Source organism: Nitrogeniibacter aestuarii (assembly GCF_017309585.1).
Taxonomy (GTDB): domain Bacteria; phylum Pseudomonadota; class Gammaproteobacteria; order Burkholderiales; family Rhodocyclaceae; genus Nitrogeniibacter; species Nitrogeniibacter aestuarii.
Genome location: NZ_CP071321.1, coordinates 491,575 through 508,628, shown reverse-complemented (window position 1 = coordinate 508,628; position 17,054 = coordinate 491,575). Strand labels below are relative to the sequence as shown.

Sequence of the window (17,054 nt, the reverse complement as noted above, 5' to 3'; positions counted from 1 at the left end):
CCTGTTGATTTAGTCGTTTCTTCTCGTTCTGGGGAACAGCAGGTCGACGAATCGCTCCGCCGTAGGCTGCGGCTCGTGATTGGCGAGGCCGGGGCGCTCGTTGGCTTCGATCACCACATAGGTGTCGTCGGCCGGGTCCGGCACCATGAAATCGAGTCCGGTGACGGGGATGTCGAGCACACGGGCGGCCTCTTCCGCCGCGGCCTTGAGCTCCGGATGCAACACGTCGGTCACGTCGTGGATGGTGCCGCCGGTATGCAGATTGGCGGTGTTGCGCACGGTGACGCGCGTTTCGTGCTCGGGCACGTCGCTGAGTGAGAAGCCCTGCGCGGCCAGACAGCGCTCGGTTTCGGCGTCGATGGGGATACTCGATTCACCGCCCGTGGCTGTTTCGCGACGTCGGCTCTGTTTCTTGATCAACTGCTTGATGGTGCTGCGCCCATCGCCGACCACTTCGGGCGGACGGCGGACCGCCGCGGCGACGACGCGGTAGTCGATGACCACGATGCGCAAATCCTGCCCCGGGCAGAATTGCTCGATCAGCACCCGGTCGCAGTAGGCGCGGGCGCGCTCGACCGCCGCAGCCAGCTCGTCCTCGTCGCTGATATTCACGCTGATGCCCTTGCCCTGCTCGCCCTCGACGGGTTTGACCACCACGGCACCGCACTCGGCCATGAAAGCGGTGTCTTCCGCGCTGCCGTCGGCCAGCCGCTGCATGGGCACCTTGAGGCCGGCCTCGCGCAACAGGCGCAGGGTGACACGCTTGTCCTGGCAGCGGCTCATGGCGATGGCCGAGGTCAGTTCGGTGAGCGATTCGCGGCAGATGATGCTGCGCCCGCCCAGTTCGAGCTGAAAGTAGCCGGCCTCGGCATCGATCACCTTGACGTGAATACCGCGCTTGCGGGCCTCTTCGGTGATGAGTCGGGCGTAAGGGTTGAGATCGCCCTCGTCGTCCACCGGCTGGGTGAACAGGGTCTCATTGATGGCATTGCGGCGCTTGACCGCAAACACCTGCACCCGCTGGAAGCCCAGCTTGTCGTAGAGCGCGATGGCGCCCTCGTTGTTATGAAGCACGGACACGTCCATCCAGGCCCGTCCCCGCGCCTGAAAGAACTCGAGCAGGTAGCGCACCAGGGCCTCGCCCACGCCGGGGTGAGCGGCCTGTGGCGCCACGGCGAGCGACCACAGGCTGCTGCCGTGCTGCGGGTCCTTGAAGGCTTCAACGTGATCCACCCCCAGCGCCACCCCGATGATTTCGCCGGTGGTCTGGTCTTCGGCAATGGCCCAGGTGGTTTCGCGCGAGATGCGGTCGCGCCACACCCGCTTGGTATCGACCGGCACCATCTGACGGCTGCGATACAGCGCGTTGATGGCCGCCACGTCGCTGCGCGTGCGCAGGCGGCGCACGGTGAACCCCCGTCTTGAGGCACGCTTGGGGTGGTAGTCGCCCAGATGCCGGCGGTACGACTCCGAGGGGTCGAGAAACAGCTCCTGCGGCGCATGATTGACCACCAGATGCGGGCGCAGCACGTAGAAGGCGATGTCACGCTGCCCCGGCCGCTCGTTGAGCAGCGCTTCGGCGATACCGGTGGGGGTCTCGTAGGTCTGCGCCGGAATGATCCGCCCCCAGCCACATTCGATGGCCTTGTTCTGGGGCATGTCGCGCATATCGGGCTGGGATTCGTCCATGTACAGCGGCTGGCTGGCCGGACGCAGGGCGCGGGAGACGTACTTGCGGGTCATGATCGTGTCGCTCAGGAAAGATGCGTCTGCAGCCACCATTCGAGCAGCCCGAGCTGCCACAGCTTGGAGCCACGCAGCGGCGTGATGTGGTCGCTCGGCGCCGAGAGGTACTTGTCCATTTCAGCGGTGTTGAACAGGCCGCGCTCGCGGGCCGCCTGACTGTGCAGCGCGTCGCGCACGATATCGAAGGTGGCGCCCTTGAGATACTTGAGCCCCGGCACGGGGAAATAGCCCTTGGGCCGATCGATGACTGCCGCGGGGATGACCTTGCGGGCCGCCTCTTTGAGGATGCCCTTGCCGCCCTGGGTGAGCTTGTGCCGCGCGGGGATGCGGGCGGCAAACTCGACCAGCTCGTGATCCAGGAAGGGCACGCGCGCCTCCAGGCCGAAAGCCATGGTCATGTTGTCCACGCGCTTGACCGGGTCGTCCACCAGCATGATGGTGGTATCCAGGCGCAGTGCCTTGTCCACCGGGTCGTCCGCGCCCGGCAGGGCGAAATGGTCGGCCACGAACTGGCCGCTGAAATCGTCGGCGTGATAGGCCGGCTTGACCAGGGCCTTGTACTCGGCATGATCGCGATCGCGGAAGGCCGCCAGATAGTCGGCCACGGCTTGCTTGCTGCCATCGAGCTTGGGATACCAGTGATAGCCACCGAAGACTTCGTCCGCGCCCTGCCCGCTCTGAACCACCTTGGTGCGGCGCGACACCGCCTCGGAGAGCAGATAGAAACCGATGCAGTCATGGCTGACCATGGGCTCGCTCATGGCCTGGATGGCCTCAGGCAGGCGGGTGAGCAGCTCGGCCTCGGGCACGAAAATCTTCTCGTGCGTGGTGCCGAATTCGTCGGCCACGATCTGGGCGTACTCGAATTCGTTACCCTTCTCGCCGCCCACGTCTTCAAAGCCCACGTTGTAGGTGTGCAGATCGGTGACGCCCGCTTCGGCCATGAGGCCCACGATCAGGCTGGAATCCACGCCCCCCGAAAGCAGCGCCCCAACCGGCACATCGGCCACCAGGCGGCGCTTGACCGCAGCGCGAAGCTCTTCGAGCAGCATGTCGCGCCAGTCGTCGAAGCTGCGGGATTCGTCCTCGGCGGTGCGATTGGCCTGCAGCGTCCAGAATTGATGCGTTTTGCGCGTGCCGTCGGGCAGGACTTCCATCAGGTGACCCGGCGGCAGCTTGCGTACGCCGCGCAGCAGCGTGTAGGGCGCGGGGACGACGGCGTGGAAAGAGAGGTAACTGTTCAACGCCACCGGGTCGATGGCGGTGTCGACGCCGCCTGCCTTGACCAGGGCCGGCAAGGACGACGCAAAGCGCAGCGCGCCGTCCACTTCGGTGTAGTAAAACGGTTTGATGCCCAGGCGATCACGACCAAACAGCACCTTGCCGGAATCACGCTCCCAGATGGCGAAGGCAAACATGCCGTTGAGGCGCTTGACGAAGTCGGGGCCCCAGGCGTGATAGGCCTTGAGGAGGACCTCGGTGTCACCATGGGAGTAGAAGGTGTAGCCCATGCCCTCGAGCTCGCGATGCAGCTCGGGGTGGTTATAGACCGCACCATTGAAGACGATGCCGAGCCCCAGCGCCGGGTCGAACATGGGCTGGGCGGCCGCTTCGGTCAGGTCCATGATCTTGAGCCGGCGATGGCCGAAGCCACGGCCCAGTTGCATGTGGACGCCAGCCCCGTCAGGTCCCCGTTTCTCTTGTGCGCCGACGATGCAGGCAAGTGCCTGCGCGTCGGGCATCTGCCCGTCAAACCTGATTTCACCAGCAATGCCGCACATGCCATCTCCTTTCTCGAGTTTCCGGATCGGACATCCGCCCTCACCGGCGGATGTATCGGCAAAACGCTCGCGCATCGGGTGATTTGATGCGCTGCCGTTGCGGGTGCTGCTAAAGGGCGACACCAGCCGTCGCACGACTCAGTCGCGATGCCCAAGGCATCTGACCACAGACCAGGCCTGCGGGTGGCCGGCAACGACGACACCCGAAGCTTTCCGGGAGCGTTTCGCACTTTGCTTCGCGCGGCACCGGCCACAGGGCCACGCGAGACAAGCGTTACATTCTAACAAACTAATTTTGCGCAAACGTTTCGTCACATTTGCAGCCCATTCGGCGCGGGCGCTATGCTGGCGCGTCCAAGAAGCCCATTCGACCCATGCCGTCTGAATTCGACCTGATACACCGCTATTTCCAGTGGCCCGTGACCCACACGGACCTGGGTGGCGGCGACGATGCCGCACTCATCACCCCCGCCCCGGGTCACCAGTTGGCCGTATCGGCCGACATGCTGGTTGAGGGACGCCACTTCTTCGAGAACGCCGAGCCCGAAGCCCTGGGCTGGAAATCGCTCGCGGTGAATCTGTCCGACATAGCGGCCATGGGCGGAGTTCCCCGCTGGGCGTTTCTGTCTCTGGCCCTGCCGGCCGTCGATTCCGACTGGCTCGATGGCTTCGCCAGGGGGTTCAGGGCCTGTGCGAGCACCTTCGGCGTGGATCTCGCCGGTGGCGATACGACACGCGGGCCGCTCACCATCAACGTGACCATCATGGGAGAAGTCCCCACCGGAATGGCCATCACACGCGCCGGCGCCCAAGCGGGCGACGAGGTCTGGGTGTCAGGCCAGCCCGGCCGCGCTGCGCTGGCCCTGTGGCATCTGCGTGACGGCACAGCGCTCGATCGGACGATGCGCGATGACTGCATGGCGGCGCTACACCGCCCGCAACCCCGCACCGGACTGGGCATGGGCCTGCGTGGCCTGGCCAGTGCAATGCTCGACGTGTCGGACGGTTTGCTCGGCGACCTGGGGCACATTCTGGCATCCAGCGGCGTGGGCGTTCGCCTCCGCGAAGCGGGCCTGCCCACGGCACTCCTGCTGACCGCCTGTGGCGACGCCGGTCTCGCACACAAAGCCTGCCTGACCGGCGGCGACGATTACGAGTTGCTCTTTACCGCCCCCGCGGCGCACCATGATGCGATCGAAGCCGCCGCGCGCACGGCTGGCGTGCCGGTACATGCCATCGGCACCCTTGTGTCGAGCAACGACGGCTGCCGTATCCAGCGCATCTCCGGCCACATGGAAACACTCGAGATGCGTGGCTTCGACCATTTCACCTCCGATCACTGAACCGACCCAAGACATCACTCGCCCCACCCATGCGACGCCCCGATCTGCAGTTTCTGTTCGCTCATCCGGCACACTTCATCGCGCTCGGCTTTGGCGCCGGTCTATCGCCCAAAGGCCCGGGCACCGCAGGGACACTCGCCGCCTGGCTGCTGTTCCCCTTGCTGAGCACGGCCCTGCCCGAGCCCATGTTGCTGCTCTTCTTGCTGACGGCCTTCGTGCTCGGCGTTTTCGCAGCGGACCGCACCGGCAAGGCGCTTGGCGTCTCTGACCACGGCGCCATCGTCTGGGACGAAATGGTGCCCTTCTGGCTGGTCTTGGCTTTCACACCTGCCACCCTTGGCTGGCAGGCCGCCGCCTTCGTGCTGTTTCGCTTCTTCGATATCGTCAAACCACAACCCGTGGGCTGGGCCGACAGCAAGGTCAAGGGCGGATTCGGTGTCATGCTCGACGACGTGATCGCCGCCGGCTACACCCTGCTGGTGCTGGCCATTGCCATGCGCCTCCTGGAGGCCTGAGACATGAGCATGGATGACGAACTGCTTGAGCTGGCCCTGAGTACCGGCAAAGCCCTGGAGACGCGCGGCTGGATCCTGACCACGGCGGAATCGTGCACCGGCGGCTGGATCGCAGAGGCAATCACGGCCATCTCGGGCAGTTCGGCATGGTTCGACACCGGGTTCGTCACTTACTCCAATGCCGCAAAAATGAGGCTGCTCGCCGTGCCGGAGTCAACGCTCCAGCAATTCGGCGCGGTTTCGACACAAACCGTGGAGGCCATGGTCACCGGGGCACTGGCAAACAGCAATGCAAACGTGGCCATCGCGGTCTCGGGCGTCGCCGGCCCGACGGGCGGCACGCCCGACAAACCCGTCGGCACGGTCTGTCTGGCCTGGTCATGGCCCGGACAGCCGGTTTTTTCGGAAACTTGTCACTTCAACGGCGATCGCACCAGCATCCGTCGCCAGACGGTGATTCACGCACTGAGCTCGATACTGTATAAAGCTACATGAGCAGTCACTGGGAATGCGCCCCCGGAAAAACGGACGCAACACACCAGCAAACTCTGTGCCATAATCATCATCAACCGAAATTGAGGACATTCCACATGGACGACAACAAGGCCAAAGCGCTCGCCGCCGCACTGTCGCAGATCGAAAAACAGTTTGGTAAAGGCTCGATCATGCGCATGGGCGACGACAACCTCGCTCGCGACATCGAAGCCGTCTCGACCGGCTCGCTGGGCCTCGACATCGCGCTGGGCCTGGGTGGCCTGCCCCGTGGACGCGTGGTCGAGATCTACGGCCCGGAATCGTCCGGTAAAACAACGCTGACGCTGCAAGTCATTGCCGAGATGCAGAAACTCGGTGGCACGGCCGCCTTCGTGGATGCCGAGCACGCGCTGGATGTCGGCTACGCCGAGAAGCTGGGTGTCAACATCGACGATCTGCTGGTCTCCCAGCCCGACACCGGCGAACAGGCGCTCGAGATTTCCGACATGCTGGTGCGCTCCGGCGGCATCGACATCGTCGTGATCGACTCGGTGGCAGCCCTGACGCCAAAAGCCGAAATCGAAGGCGAAATGGGCGACCAGCTGCCGGGCCTGCAGGCCCGCCTCATGAGTCAGGCCCTGCGCAAGCTCACCGCCAACATCAAGCGCACCAATACCCTGGTGATCTTCATCAACCAGATCCGCATGAAGATCGGCGTGATGTTCGGCAACCCGGAGACCACCACCGGCGGAAATGCACTGAAGTTCTACTCGTCCGTGCGTATCGACATCCGCCGTACCGGCACCATCAAGAAGGGCGACGAGGTGGTCGGTTCCGAAACCCGCTGCAAGGTCGTCAAGAACAAGGTGGCTCCTCCGTTCAAGCAGGCCAACTTCGACATCCTGTACGGTGAAGGTATCTCCCGCGAGGGCGAAATCATCGATCTGGGCGTTGAGGCCAAGATCGTGGACAAGGCCGGCGCCTGGTATTCGTACAACGGCACAAAGATCGGTCAGGGCAAGGACAACACGCGCGAGTACCTGAAGGCCAACCCGGCCATCGCGCGTGAAATCGAAAACAAGGTTCGCGCCACCTTCAACCTGTCGGCCATGGCCGCCATCGAGGCCGCTGCCGAACCGGTTGAATCGACCGAGGCCTGAGCCCGAGCCTATGGCAGACGCCCTGAAGGCCCGCGCCCTGAGACTGCTCTCGGGGCGCGAGCACAGCCGGGCCGAACTGGCGCGCAAACTGGGCAGCGAAGGCAACCGGGATGAGCTCGACGCACTGCTCGACCGCCTGGAGTCGCTGGATCTGCTCTCCGATGCGCGATTTGCTGAAAGTTATGTTCGCAGCCGCCAGACCCGGATGGGCAACCGGCGATTGCGTCTTGAATTGAAACAGAAGGGCGTGCCCGACCATTTGATCGACGCCGCTCTTGAAGAGGCCACCGACTCGGACGACGCCGTGCGCGCCCGTGAAGTGTGGGAAAAGAAATTTGGCCGGCAGCCGGTCGACGCCCGTGAATGGGCGAAGCAAGCCCGCTTTTTGCAGGGCCGGGGCTTTGCTGCCGACGTGATACACAAGATTCTGAAAGATCGCGACGATGAGCCTGCTTAGGGTCACCGGACTACAGAAGAAGTACAAGTCACGCACCGTGGTGCACGACGTCTCGTTCGAGGTCGGCAGCGGTGAAGTGGTGGGTTTGCTCGGCCCCAACGGCGCGGGCAAGACCACGTGTTTCTACATGATCGTGGGGCTTGTCGCCGCCGACGGCGGACAGATCACCCTCGACGAAGCCGACGTGACCCATCTGCCCATCCATGCGCGCGCGAAGCTTGGCCTGTCTTACCTGCCTCAGGAAATGAGCGTATTTCGCAAGCTCACGGTCGAGGAGAACATCCTTGCGGTGCTGGAGCTTCAGGGCCTGCCCAGGACAGCCCAGCATGAAAAGCTCGAAGAACTGCTCGAAGAACTCGGGATTGCCCACCTGCGCGACAGCACGGCCATCTCGCTTTCCGGGGGTGAGCGGCGCCGATGCGAGATCGCGCGGGCCCTGGCCACGTCGCCACGGCTGATCCTGCTCGACGAGCCGTTTGCCGGCGTTGACCCCATCGCGGTGCTCGATATCCAGAAGATCATTCGCTTCCTGAAGGACCGTGGCATCGGTGTGTTGATCACCGATCACAACGTGCGCGAAACCCTCGGCATCTGCGAGCGCGCATTCATCATCAACTCGGGTGAAGTGCTTGCCAGTGGCACACCATCCGATATCGTGCAAAATGACCAGGTACGTCAGGTCTATCTCGGCGAACATTTCAGACTCTGACAGCGCGATTCCCCATGAAACCCACACTTCAACTCAAACTCTCGCAGCACCTCACGCTGACGCCACAACTGCAGCAGTCCATCAAACTGCTCCAGCTGTCGACGATCGAGTTGAATCAGGAAATCGAGAAGGCACTGCTCGACAACCCGCTGCTTGAGCGTGAAGAGGGCCCCGGCCCCGAAAGCGGCAGTGAGGGCGATGGCGAAGGCGAGCGCAACGAAAGCGAGAGCACCGAGTCCCAGAGCAACGAAGTGCTCGACGCGATGTCCGACTGGGCCAGCTCCAGTTCGGGCAGCAGCAGCAACCGGGACGATGACGACGACAGCGACTTTCAGTCCTTCCACGCCGCCCAGGTATCGCTGCGGGAACACCTCGACCAACAGATTGCACTGACCCCGATGAGCGACCGCGACCGGTCGCTGGTCCGCCTGCTCATGGAAGCTCTCGACGACGATGGCTACCTGACGCAATCACTCGACGACATTCTGGAGATGTTCGATCCGGAGAACGAAGTCGAGATCGAAGACCTGCAGATTGCCCTGCACCACCTGCAGCACCTCGACCCCCCGGGCGTCGGCGCACGCAGCCCGTCCGAATGTCTGGCACTCCAGCTGCGCTCGCTGCCCGAGTCACCCACCCGTGATCTGGCCATGCGCATCGTTGTCGAGCACCTCGAATTGCTGGCCCAGCGCGACTTTGTCCGCCTCCGCCGTAACCTGCAATGCTCGGAAGACAGCCTGCGGGAGGCGCACCACCTCATCTGCAGCCTCAGCCCGCGTCCGTGCGCCGAGTTTGCCCTCAACGACACGCGTTACGTCATCCCGGACGTGGTCGTGCGCAAGGTCCGCGGCCGGTGGACGGCCGCGCTCAACCCCGAGGCCATGCCCAAGCTCAAGGTCAATGCCCTGTATGCGCAATTGCTCCAGCAGAATCGCGGCAACAACGGCGATCTGGGCGGCCAGCTGCAGGAGGCCAAATGGCTGATCAAGAACGTGCAGCAGCGCTTCGACACCATTTTGCGCGTCGCGCAGTCCATCGTTGACCAACAGCGCCAGTTCTTCGATTATGGAGAGGTGGCGATGCGCCCCTTGACGCTGCGCGAGATCGCAGAGGAACTGGAGTTGCACGAGTCGACGATTTCACGCGTCACCACGCAAAAGTACATGTCCACGCCCCGCGGCGTACTGGAGTTCAAGTATTTCTTTGGCAGCCATGTTGCGACCGATACCGGTGGCGCTGCCTCGTCGACCGCCATCCGCGCGTTAATTCGTCAACTTGTGGAGGCTGAAGACCGTAAAAAACCCTTATCCGATTCCAAAATCGCAGATTTACTTGGCCAGCAGGGCATGGTGGTGGCCCGACGCACGGTTGCCAAATACCGTGAGTCCCTCAACATCCCGCCGGTCAGCAAACGCAAGACGATCTGACTACAGGAGCGATCATGAACCTCAATATCACCGGACACCATGTGGAAGTCACGCCCGCCATCCGCGAGTATGTGGAATCCAAGCTGGATCGTGTGATCCGACACTTCGACAACGTCACCAGCGTGAATGTCATCCTGTCGGTCGAGAAGCTGGTCCAGAAAGCTGAAGTGACCCTGCATGTGCGTGGCAAGGATCTGTTCGCCGAAAGCGAAAACGAAGACATGTACGCTGCCATCGACGCCATGACCGACAAGCTCGATCGTCAGGTCCTCAAGTACAAGCAGAAGGTCCAGGGGCACAGCAACGAAGCGCTCAAGCACCAAAGCATCGAATCGTGATCGATTCCCTCGCCGCCTGACCGGGGACAAGGGTTTATAATGCGGGCCAATCCGCTCAATTAACCCGTCCCGCCCCGGCCGGGCGGTCTCGACCCCAAGGGGTCGCAAGAAGTCTCCATGAACCTCATTGCCTCCCTCCTTTCCTCCGATAACGTCCTCGTTGACCTCGAAGCCAGCAGCAAGAAGCGCGTCTTCGAACAGGCAGGCCTGATTTTCGAAAACAATCAGGACATTGGCCGCAGTACGGTCTTCGACAGCCTCTTCGCACGCGAACGGCTCGGCTCTACCGGACTGGGTCAGGGCGTCGCCATCCCGCATGGTCGAATCAAGGGCCTCAAAGAGGCGACCGGAGCGGTCATCCGTCTGAGCACACCGATTCCCTTCGACGCCCCTGACGGCAAACCCGTGGATCTTCTGTTCGTGCTGCTGGTGCCCGAACAGGCCACCGAGCAACACCTTCAGTTGCTGTCAGAGCTCGCGCAGCTGTTCAGCGACAGCGAATTCCGCGATCGCGTCCATCATGCGTCGGATGCGGCTGCCGTACACGCCCTGTTCACCACATGGGGTGCCCATGCGCCAGACCAGCGTCAGCCGCCTCTTTGAGCGAGTTGGCGAACGCCTTGAGCTGACGCACATCTGCGGCACGCTCGACCGGACGCTGTCGGTCTCCGAAGAACGCGTCTGGCCCGCCGATCTCGTCGGGCACCTGAATCTGATTCACCCCGAGCGACTCCAGATCGTCGGCATGGCCGAAATTGCCTGGGCACGTCGCCAGACCGCGAATCGCCTTGCCCGCTATGTCGAGGAAATTCTGTCGGCCCGCCCGCCAGCCATGATCGTGGCTGACGGCTGCGAGGTGCCAGCGACCTTCGAGCGCAAATGTGCGGCGGCTGACGTGGCCCTCTTCCGCTCACCGCAGCCGGCGGCCAGTGTCGTGGATCAACTGCGACTCTATCTGTCTCGCGAAATGGCAGAACGTACGGCCCTCCATGGCGTGTTCATGGACGTGCTCGGCCTTGGCGTCTTCATCACGGGCGACTCGGGCGCCGGCAAATCCGAACTGGCGCTGGAGCTCATCTCGCGCGGCCACGGACTGGTTGCCGATGACATGGTCGAGTTCTCACGGATCGCGCCAACCGTGCTCGAAGGGCGTTGCCCCGAACTGCTCAAGAACTACCTGGAGGTTCGCGGGATCGGCATTCTTAACATCCGCACCATCTTTGGCGAAACGGCATGTCGTCGGAAAATGCGGCTCAAACTCGTGATCTACCTGCAACGGCGCCAGCCGGGCGAAGGCGATCCAACCCGCCTGCCCATCGAGCAGGACACCATGGAAATTCTCGGTGTCGCAGTACCGAAAATGGTGATTCCCGTGGCGGCCGGGCGTAACATCGCCGTGCTGCTTGAGGCCGCCGTACGCACCACCATTCTTCAACTGCGCGGCATCGATACCACTCAGGAATTCATTGCCCGTCAGCGCGCCCTGCTGCTGTCGGACAATCCCGATTGAACAACTGGCACGGCCTTCGTCAAGCGCACAGCTCACGTAACAACAATGTCATATCTACATGGCATTTACGCTTCAATCATCTAAGCTCGGAATCTCTTCAAGTCGAAACCTCAGGAGATTTCCATGCGCAAGATCGCTCACCTGCTGGCCCTTGTGGTCGCCCTCGCCCCTACCTCCGCCGTCATGGCAAATCCGCAGCATGAACGCATGCGCAACTGCAACAAGACCGCCAAGGAACAAGCCCTGAAGGGTGATGAACGTCGTGCATTCATGAAAACCTGCCTGTCGGGCAAACACGAAAAACCGGCTTCAGAACCCGAAGCTGCCGTGAGCAACGAACCAAAAAAGGCTTCTTGAATGACTGAGGGCGCCCGCAGGCGCCCTCAGTCATTCATTAGTCCGTTCACGCATCAGATGATTTCGTAGAACACCAGATCTTTCTCGGTCTCATTGGCCGAAAAACCACAGCCAATCCGGCCCTGACCGGCCAGCATGACCTCGCCGCTGCGAATACACTGCTCGCCGCCGCCCTCGTTTGCCACGAAGGTGCCGTTGGTGCTTTGATCCACCAGGAAGAACCCGTCGCGCCGCCGCTCGATGCGGGCGTGCTGACGAGAGGTTCGCGGATCGATCACCACGATATCATTCCCCATCTCGCGCCCCATCAGCAGAATCGGCCGCAGCTCCTCGACCATGTGCGTGTCGTCCTGGTGTCGCACGCGCAGACGCTGGGATACGCGCGCTGCCGGGGGAATGGATGTCGCCATCCCGGCACGACCCGCCAGCGCATAGACCGGCCATTCGAAGCCTTCGACACTCAGGCCGTGTTCCTTGCCCTCACGGATGTACTGGCGCGTACCGGCCGTGAGCAACAGGACCGTCGCACCACTGATGAGCGCCTGCCCCGACTGCGCCATGCCGGCCAGACGCATGGCGACCGCCAATGCTTCACCCGCCGGGGGCGTTTCCTCTTCCATGGCACCGTAGTGCATGCCGATGCGGATCCCGAGGCGAACCCCGCGCACGGGCGGCAGACTGGCGACCCGTTCGACCATTTCGTTGGCCGAGATGATCGCGCCGTCACAGCGTTCGAATGCAACGCAGATTTCATCACTGGCCCGGCGTAGCAGCACACCGCCTTGGCCTTCGACCACCCGCTCGATGCGGTTCATGCTGCGCTCGACCGCGTGTCCGGCTTCGGTCTCGCTCAGCAGGGCAGCCAGACGCTCCCCACCGACGAGTTCGGCGTACATCACGCACACGTTACGTTGTTCTGTCATGAAAGATCACGCTTAACAGCGCCTTTCTCCGGCCTGAAACCCGTGCGCGCCGCCGAATGCGCGCACACGGTGCTGAAGGCTCGAAAGGCTGGGTGAACTTGATGCATCAGGACTCCCGGGTGACGTGCAACTGAATCGGCTGCGCCAGCGTTGGTGATGGCAGCTCGGGTGGGTCGAACACCGTATCGCCCTCGGCAACTTCGTCATTTCGGGTCAAGCCGACAAAATCGAAGAGGGACTTGTCCGCCAGATGCGACGGGATCACATGCTGCATCGCCGTGCTGATCGACTCGATCCGCCCGGGAAATTTCTCGGCCCAGTCGCGCAACATCAGTTTGATCTGACGGCGCTGGGCATTTTCCTGCGATCCACAGAGATTGCAGGGAATGATGGGGTACTGCATACCGCGCGCGAAGCGCTCGATCTCGGCTTCGGCACAGTAGGCCAGCGGACGAATGACCACATGCTCGCCGTCGTCGCTCACCAGCTTGGGCGGCATGGCCTTGATGCGCCCGCCAAAAAACATGTTGAGGAAAAGGGTTTCGATCATGTCATCCCGGTGATGGCCGAGCGCAATCTTGGTCGCGCCCAGATCCTTTGCAGTGCGGTATATGATGCCGCGCCGCAGTCGGGAGCATAACGAACAGGTGGTTTTCCCCTCTGGTATTTTTTCCTTGACGATCGAATAGGTGTCTTCCGTCACAATGCGGTACTCAACGCCAATCGATTCGAAGTAGGCGGGCAGCACATCGTCGGGGAATCCCGGTTGTTTCTGATCGAGGTTCATTGCGATCAGGCGGAAGTTGACCGGCGCCCGTTCGCGCAAGGCCAGCAGAATGGACAGCAACGAATACGAGTCCTTGCCACCGGAGATGCACACCATGACCGTATCGCCGTCTTCAATCATGTTGAAATCGGTGATGGCGGTACCTACTGCGCGCTCAAGCTTTTTCTTCAGTCGCAGAAAGGTGTTGGAGAATCGGCCCTCGGTGACGGGCTGCACGGCTTCGATGATGCGAACCTCAAACGAACAAACAACGCGCCATTATACCGGACACAAAACAGGGCAAATGCCTGATTTTTCTCACAGGTGGGCGCTTCTTCCCCCGTCCACGGCAAGGATCTGTCCGGTCACATAGGGCGCATCGAGCAGCAGAAAACGAACCGCACCGGCGATATCGTCGGGGCGGCCGGCACGTTTGAGCAAGGTGTGATCGATGATGGCGACCCGTTCGGCACCGGGAAACTGATCATCCTCGGGCCACATCACGGCCCCCGGGGCTACCCCGTTGACACGGACCCGGGGTGAGAGCTCGATGGCCATGGCGCGGGTCAGGCCCAGCAGACCGGCCTTGGCCGCACTGTAGACCGGATAGCCCGGCAACGGTCGTTCCGCGTGGATATCCACGATATTGACCACCGCGCCACCCGATTCGGCCAAGGCATCGCTGGCGGCCTGCATGAGGAAATAGGGGGCTCTCAGATTGGATCCCATCAGGTCGTCCCAGGCGGCCAGATCGGTCTTGCCGACAGGTGTGGGGAAGAAGCTGGAGGCGTTGTTCACCAGGGCGTCGAGGCGACCATAGTGGGCAGCGACGCGACTGATCAAACCCGGCATCGCCGACACATCGAGCAGGTCGGCCTGAAACACGGCCGCTGAGTCGGGGCGCATCGCGTTGAATTCGTTGGCCAGTGCCTGCGCCTCGACCACCGAATGGCGGCAGTGCAAGGCGAGCCGGGCGCCTGCGTGGTGCAAGGCCCGGGCGATACAGGCCCCGACCCGCCGGGCGCCTCCGGTCACCAGCACGACTTTACCCTGAGCCGTTTCGCTCGCCATCACCGCCTCCTGTTCTCATCAACCGGTTTTGTATCACAAGCAGACGCCACCCGGGCCCCGCGACAATACGCAGCAGGGGCGGTAGACTCGCCCTTCCGCCTTCAGCCCTGCCGCTCATGAAACTGCCCGAACCCTCTATCGACGCCCGCGCGCAAAGTGATGCCCTTCTGGCGCGCCTGAGCGAGCGCATCCGTGATTCGGGCGGGTGGATCAGTTTCGCCGACTACATGCACACCGCGCTCTACACGCCGGGCCTTGGCTATTACAGCGGCGGAGCGCAGAAGTTCGGGGCGGAGGGCGATTTCATCACCTCTCCGGAGTTGACGCCGCTGTTCGGTCAGGCACTGTCCGCGCAGATTGCCGAAATCATGTCGCAGAGCGCACCCACGGTTCTGGAGGTCGGTGCCGGCACGGGCCATCTGGCGGCCGATCTGTTGCTGACGCTCGACGAGCTGGGCTGCCTGCCGCAGGCATACCAGATTCTTGAAGTGTCAGGTGAATTGCGGGCGCGGCAGGCCGACACGCTCCGCGCCCGGGCGCCGTCACTGGCTGAACGCGTTCAGTGGATCGACACGCTGCCCGATACCTTCAGCGGTGTCGTGGTAGCCAACGAGGTGCTCGATGTGATGCCGGTGCACCTGCTGGTGTGGCGCGATGGCGGCCTGTTCGAGCGCGGGGTGAGTCTTGATGACGACGACCATCTCGCCTGGGCGGATGAACCCGCCAGCAACGCCTTGCAGCAGGCAGCGGCCACGTTGGGCGCGCCGATGCCGCAGGACGGGGAGTACGTGAGCGAACTGAATCTTGCTGGCGAAGCATGGATGCGCGACTGGGGCGCACGCCTGACCTCGGGCGCCCTGATCATGATCGATTACGGTTACCCCCGCGCCGAGTACTACCTGCCCAGCCGGAGCAATGGCACCTTACTGTGCTACTACCGTCACCAGGCCCACCCCGATCCGTTCAAATGGCCTGGCCTGAACGACATCACGGCCTTTGTCGATTTCACCGCCATGGCCGAGGCCGCGCATGCCGGCGGTCTGGACATCTACGGCTACGCCAATCAGGCGAGCTTTCTGTTCAACTGTGGCATTCTCGAGCGCCTGGCCCTTCGGGGAGACGAGCGCGAGCCGGCCTACATCCGCGCGGCCCGGGCCGTGCAGCGGCTGACCACGCCGCAGGAGATGGGCGAGTTGTTCAAGGTGATGGTGGCGGGGAAAGGTCTGCGAACGCCTCTGCTCGGCTTTCGCCGAGGAGATCGACTGCATACCCTGTGACGGCCGGTCACAGAGCGCCGGATCACTCGATATCCGAGCCCTGGCTACGGTAGACGACGTCGAGAAAATCGTCGACCTGCTTGCTGGCAGCCTCATTGGGCACGGGGGGATGCCCCTCGGGCTCCACGGAGAGGGCCTCGGGCGGTGGCACCCAGCCTGCGTCGAGCACCTCGTCGTCGTAATCGGGGCGACCGGTCATGGCCGGCGTGTTCTTATCGTTCATCGTTGTCTCCTCCGGCGAATCATTCGCGTCGGGTCGGTTCAATGATGCTGAATCGCTCGGCGTCCCCGTGCCATGAAAAAGCGCACATTCATGCCGCGATTTCCTGTCTGAGCCAGTGCTCGATGCGAACTGCGACCGCTTCCCAGTCCTGCTCGAGCATCATCGCGTGGCCCATCTCCTCGAATATCTGCTCACTGACCCCGTAGGTCTGCGCCGTTCGGTGCACCAGCGTTGGCGGAATCAGATGATCCTCGCCCGCCCCCAGCACCAGCATCGGCACCTCCACCATCCGCGACACCTGCGGCAGATTGAACAGCGTCATATCCCAGATCGCGCGATGCGATTCCGGCTGAGACTTGCGGGCAAATTCAAGCAGGCGCGCGTCATCGATCGGCTGGCTGAACAAGGCCTCACGCACACTGGCGACACTGGGTGTCACGCCGCCGAGCATGCGGTTGAGATCCTGCAACAGGGTCGGTTTCTTGAACATCAGCCCCAGCGCGGACGACCAGAGCCCCTGGGGCGGAACAGACGCCATCAGCACCACCCCCGGAACGTCGTGCTGCTCGAGGTACTTCTGAACCACGAAACCGCCCATGGAGTGGCCGATCAGCACCGGCGGTGCCGGCAGCGCCTGAACGGCCTCGCCCAGATCGTTCACGTAGTCATCGATGCTGTAGCCGTCCAGCATGTTGCGATCACGGCTCTTGCCATGCCCCGAGAGCGACACCGCATAGCTCTCGTAACCCGCCTTGGCAAACCACGGCAGGAAATGCTCCTCCCAGCACCAGGCCGCCGTATAGGCCCCATGGACGAACAACAAGGGCGTCGGGTTTGCTTCACCCGCAGGCGACCTGACGATGATTTCCAGTTCGCCAAAACGATTACGATTCATGTATTTCTCCAGACACCGCGTCCCGGACAGACCGTGCGCGGCACACGCCCCGCTCAGGCGAGCGAATGATCGTGCGATTTAC

Annotated in this window: 19 protein-coding genes; 12 read left to right on the top strand and 7 right to left on the bottom strand. The window is 62.8% G+C overall.

Annotated elements, in window-relative coordinates; all coding sequences use genetic code 11:
* Nucleotides 1-9: 9 nt before the first annotated feature.
* Entirely contained in the window at nt 10-1,743 is a 1,734-nt protein-coding gene (gene ngg, locus J0W34_RS02370) for an N-acetylglutaminylglutamine synthetase (protein ID WP_230970543.1), read from the bottom strand.
* A gap of 11 nt (nt 1,744-1,754) precedes the next feature.
* On the bottom strand, nt 1,755-3,527 hold the full coding sequence (locus J0W34_RS02365) for an N-acetylglutaminylglutamine amidotransferase (RefSeq protein ID WP_230970542.1): 1,773 nt from the start codon (nt 3,525-3,527) through the stop codon (nt 1,755-1,757).
* 374 nt (nt 3,528-3,901) lie between these two features.
* Here J0W34_RS02365 and thiL point away from each other — a divergent pair, with 374 nt between their 5' ends.
* From thiL to J0W34_RS02310, 11 genes are all read left to right on the top strand, one after another.
* Entirely contained in the window at nt 3,902-4,870 is a 969-nt protein-coding gene (gene thiL / locus J0W34_RS02360) for a thiamine-phosphate kinase (protein WP_230970541.1), read from the top strand.
* A 29-nt stretch (nt 4,871-4,899) separates the two neighbouring features.
* The gene (locus tag J0W34_RS02355; RefSeq protein WP_230970540.1) at nt 4,900-5,385 is read left to right on the top strand and encodes a phosphatidylglycerophosphatase A family protein; all 486 of its coding nucleotides are present in this window, start codon (nt 4,900-4,902) and stop codon (nt 5,383-5,385) included.
* A 9-nt stretch (nt 5,386-5,394) separates the two neighbouring features.
* The gene (locus J0W34_RS02350) at nt 5,395-5,880 is read left to right on the top strand and encodes a CinA family protein (protein ID WP_230970539.1); all 486 of its coding nucleotides are present in this window, start codon (nt 5,395-5,397) and stop codon (nt 5,878-5,880) included.
* Nucleotides 5,881-5,975: 95 nt separating this feature from the next.
* A complete protein-coding gene (recA, locus tag J0W34_RS02345; protein WP_227815413.1) occupies nt 5,976-7,019 on the top strand; it encodes a recombinase RecA in 1,044 nt (347 codons plus the stop codon).
* Between the two features lie 10 nt (nt 7,020-7,029).
* Nucleotides 7,030-7,476, top strand: a complete 447-nt coding sequence (recX, locus tag J0W34_RS02340; RefSeq protein WP_227815412.1) for a recombination regulator RecX — start codon at nt 7,030-7,032, stop codon at nt 7,474-7,476.
* Nucleotides 7,463-8,185 (top strand): LPS export ABC transporter ATP-binding protein, encoded by a 723-nt coding sequence (gene lptB / locus J0W34_RS02335; RefSeq protein ID WP_230970538.1) that lies wholly within the window; start codon nt 7,463-7,465, stop codon nt 8,183-8,185. The genes recX and lptB overlap by 14 nt, the downstream gene beginning before the upstream one ends.
* Nucleotides 8,186-8,199: 14 nt before the next feature.
* A complete protein-coding gene (locus J0W34_RS02330) occupies nt 8,200-9,612 on the top strand; it encodes an RNA polymerase factor sigma-54 (RefSeq protein ID WP_230970537.1) in 1,413 nt (470 codons plus the stop codon).
* Nucleotides 9,613-9,626: 14 nt separating this feature from the next.
* Entirely contained in the window at nt 9,627-9,950 is a 324-nt protein-coding gene (hpf, locus tag J0W34_RS02325) for a ribosome hibernation-promoting factor, HPF/YfiA family (protein WP_227815409.1), read from the top strand.
* Nucleotides 9,951-10,067: 117 nt separating this feature from the next.
* Nucleotides 10,068-10,553, top strand: coding sequence for a PTS IIA-like nitrogen regulatory protein PtsN (gene ptsN, locus J0W34_RS02320; protein ID WP_227815408.1), 486 nt, complete (start codon nt 10,068-10,070; stop codon nt 10,551-10,553).
* The gene (hprK, locus tag J0W34_RS02315; RefSeq protein ID WP_227815407.1) at nt 10,522-11,460 is read left to right on the top strand and encodes an HPr(Ser) kinase/phosphatase; all 939 of its coding nucleotides are present in this window, start codon (nt 10,522-10,524) and stop codon (nt 11,458-11,460) included. The genes ptsN and hprK overlap by 32 nt, the downstream gene beginning before the upstream one ends.
* Before the next feature lie 123 nt (nt 11,461-11,583).
* A complete protein-coding gene (locus J0W34_RS02310; RefSeq protein ID WP_230970536.1) occupies nt 11,584-11,817 on the top strand; it encodes a PsiF family protein in 234 nt (77 codons plus the stop codon).
* Between the two features lie 53 nt (nt 11,818-11,870).
* Here J0W34_RS02310 and J0W34_RS02305 read toward each other — a convergent pair whose 3' ends face one another.
* The 3 genes from J0W34_RS02305 to J0W34_RS02295 all read right to left on the bottom strand — a co-directional run bounded on the left by J0W34_RS02305 (nt 11,871) and on the right by J0W34_RS02295 (nt 14,577).
* Complete coding sequence (locus tag J0W34_RS02305; protein WP_227815405.1) at nt 11,871-12,740, bottom strand: FHA domain-containing protein; 870 nt, start codon at nt 12,738-12,740, stop codon at nt 11,871-11,873.
* A gap of 106 nt (nt 12,741-12,846) precedes the next feature.
* A complete protein-coding gene (ttcA, locus tag J0W34_RS02300; RefSeq protein WP_407941165.1) occupies nt 12,847-13,752 on the bottom strand; it encodes a tRNA 2-thiocytidine(32) synthetase TtcA in 906 nt (301 codons plus the stop codon).
* Between the two features lie 72 nt (nt 13,753-13,824).
* Nucleotides 13,825-14,577: a pteridine reductase gene (locus J0W34_RS02295; RefSeq protein WP_230970534.1), complete on the bottom strand. Its 753-nt coding sequence runs from the start codon at nt 14,575-14,577 to the stop codon at nt 13,825-13,827.
* 116 nt (nt 14,578-14,693) lie between these two features.
* Here J0W34_RS02295 and J0W34_RS02290 point away from each other — a divergent pair, with 116 nt between their 5' ends.
* Nucleotides 14,694-15,854, top strand: coding sequence for a class I SAM-dependent methyltransferase (locus tag J0W34_RS02290; protein WP_230970533.1), 1,161 nt, complete (start codon nt 14,694-14,696; stop codon nt 15,852-15,854).
* A 22-nt stretch (nt 15,855-15,876) separates the two neighbouring features.
* Here J0W34_RS02290 and J0W34_RS02285 read toward each other — a convergent pair whose 3' ends face one another.
* Nucleotides 15,877-16,077, bottom strand: a complete 201-nt coding sequence (locus J0W34_RS02285) for a hypothetical protein (RefSeq protein ID WP_227815401.1) — start codon at nt 16,075-16,077, stop codon at nt 15,877-15,879.
* 88 nt (nt 16,078-16,165) lie between these two features.
* A complete protein-coding gene (locus J0W34_RS02280) occupies nt 16,166-16,972 on the bottom strand; it encodes an alpha/beta hydrolase (RefSeq protein ID WP_230970532.1) in 807 nt (268 codons plus the stop codon).
* Nucleotides 16,973-17,054 lie beyond the last annotated feature (82 nt).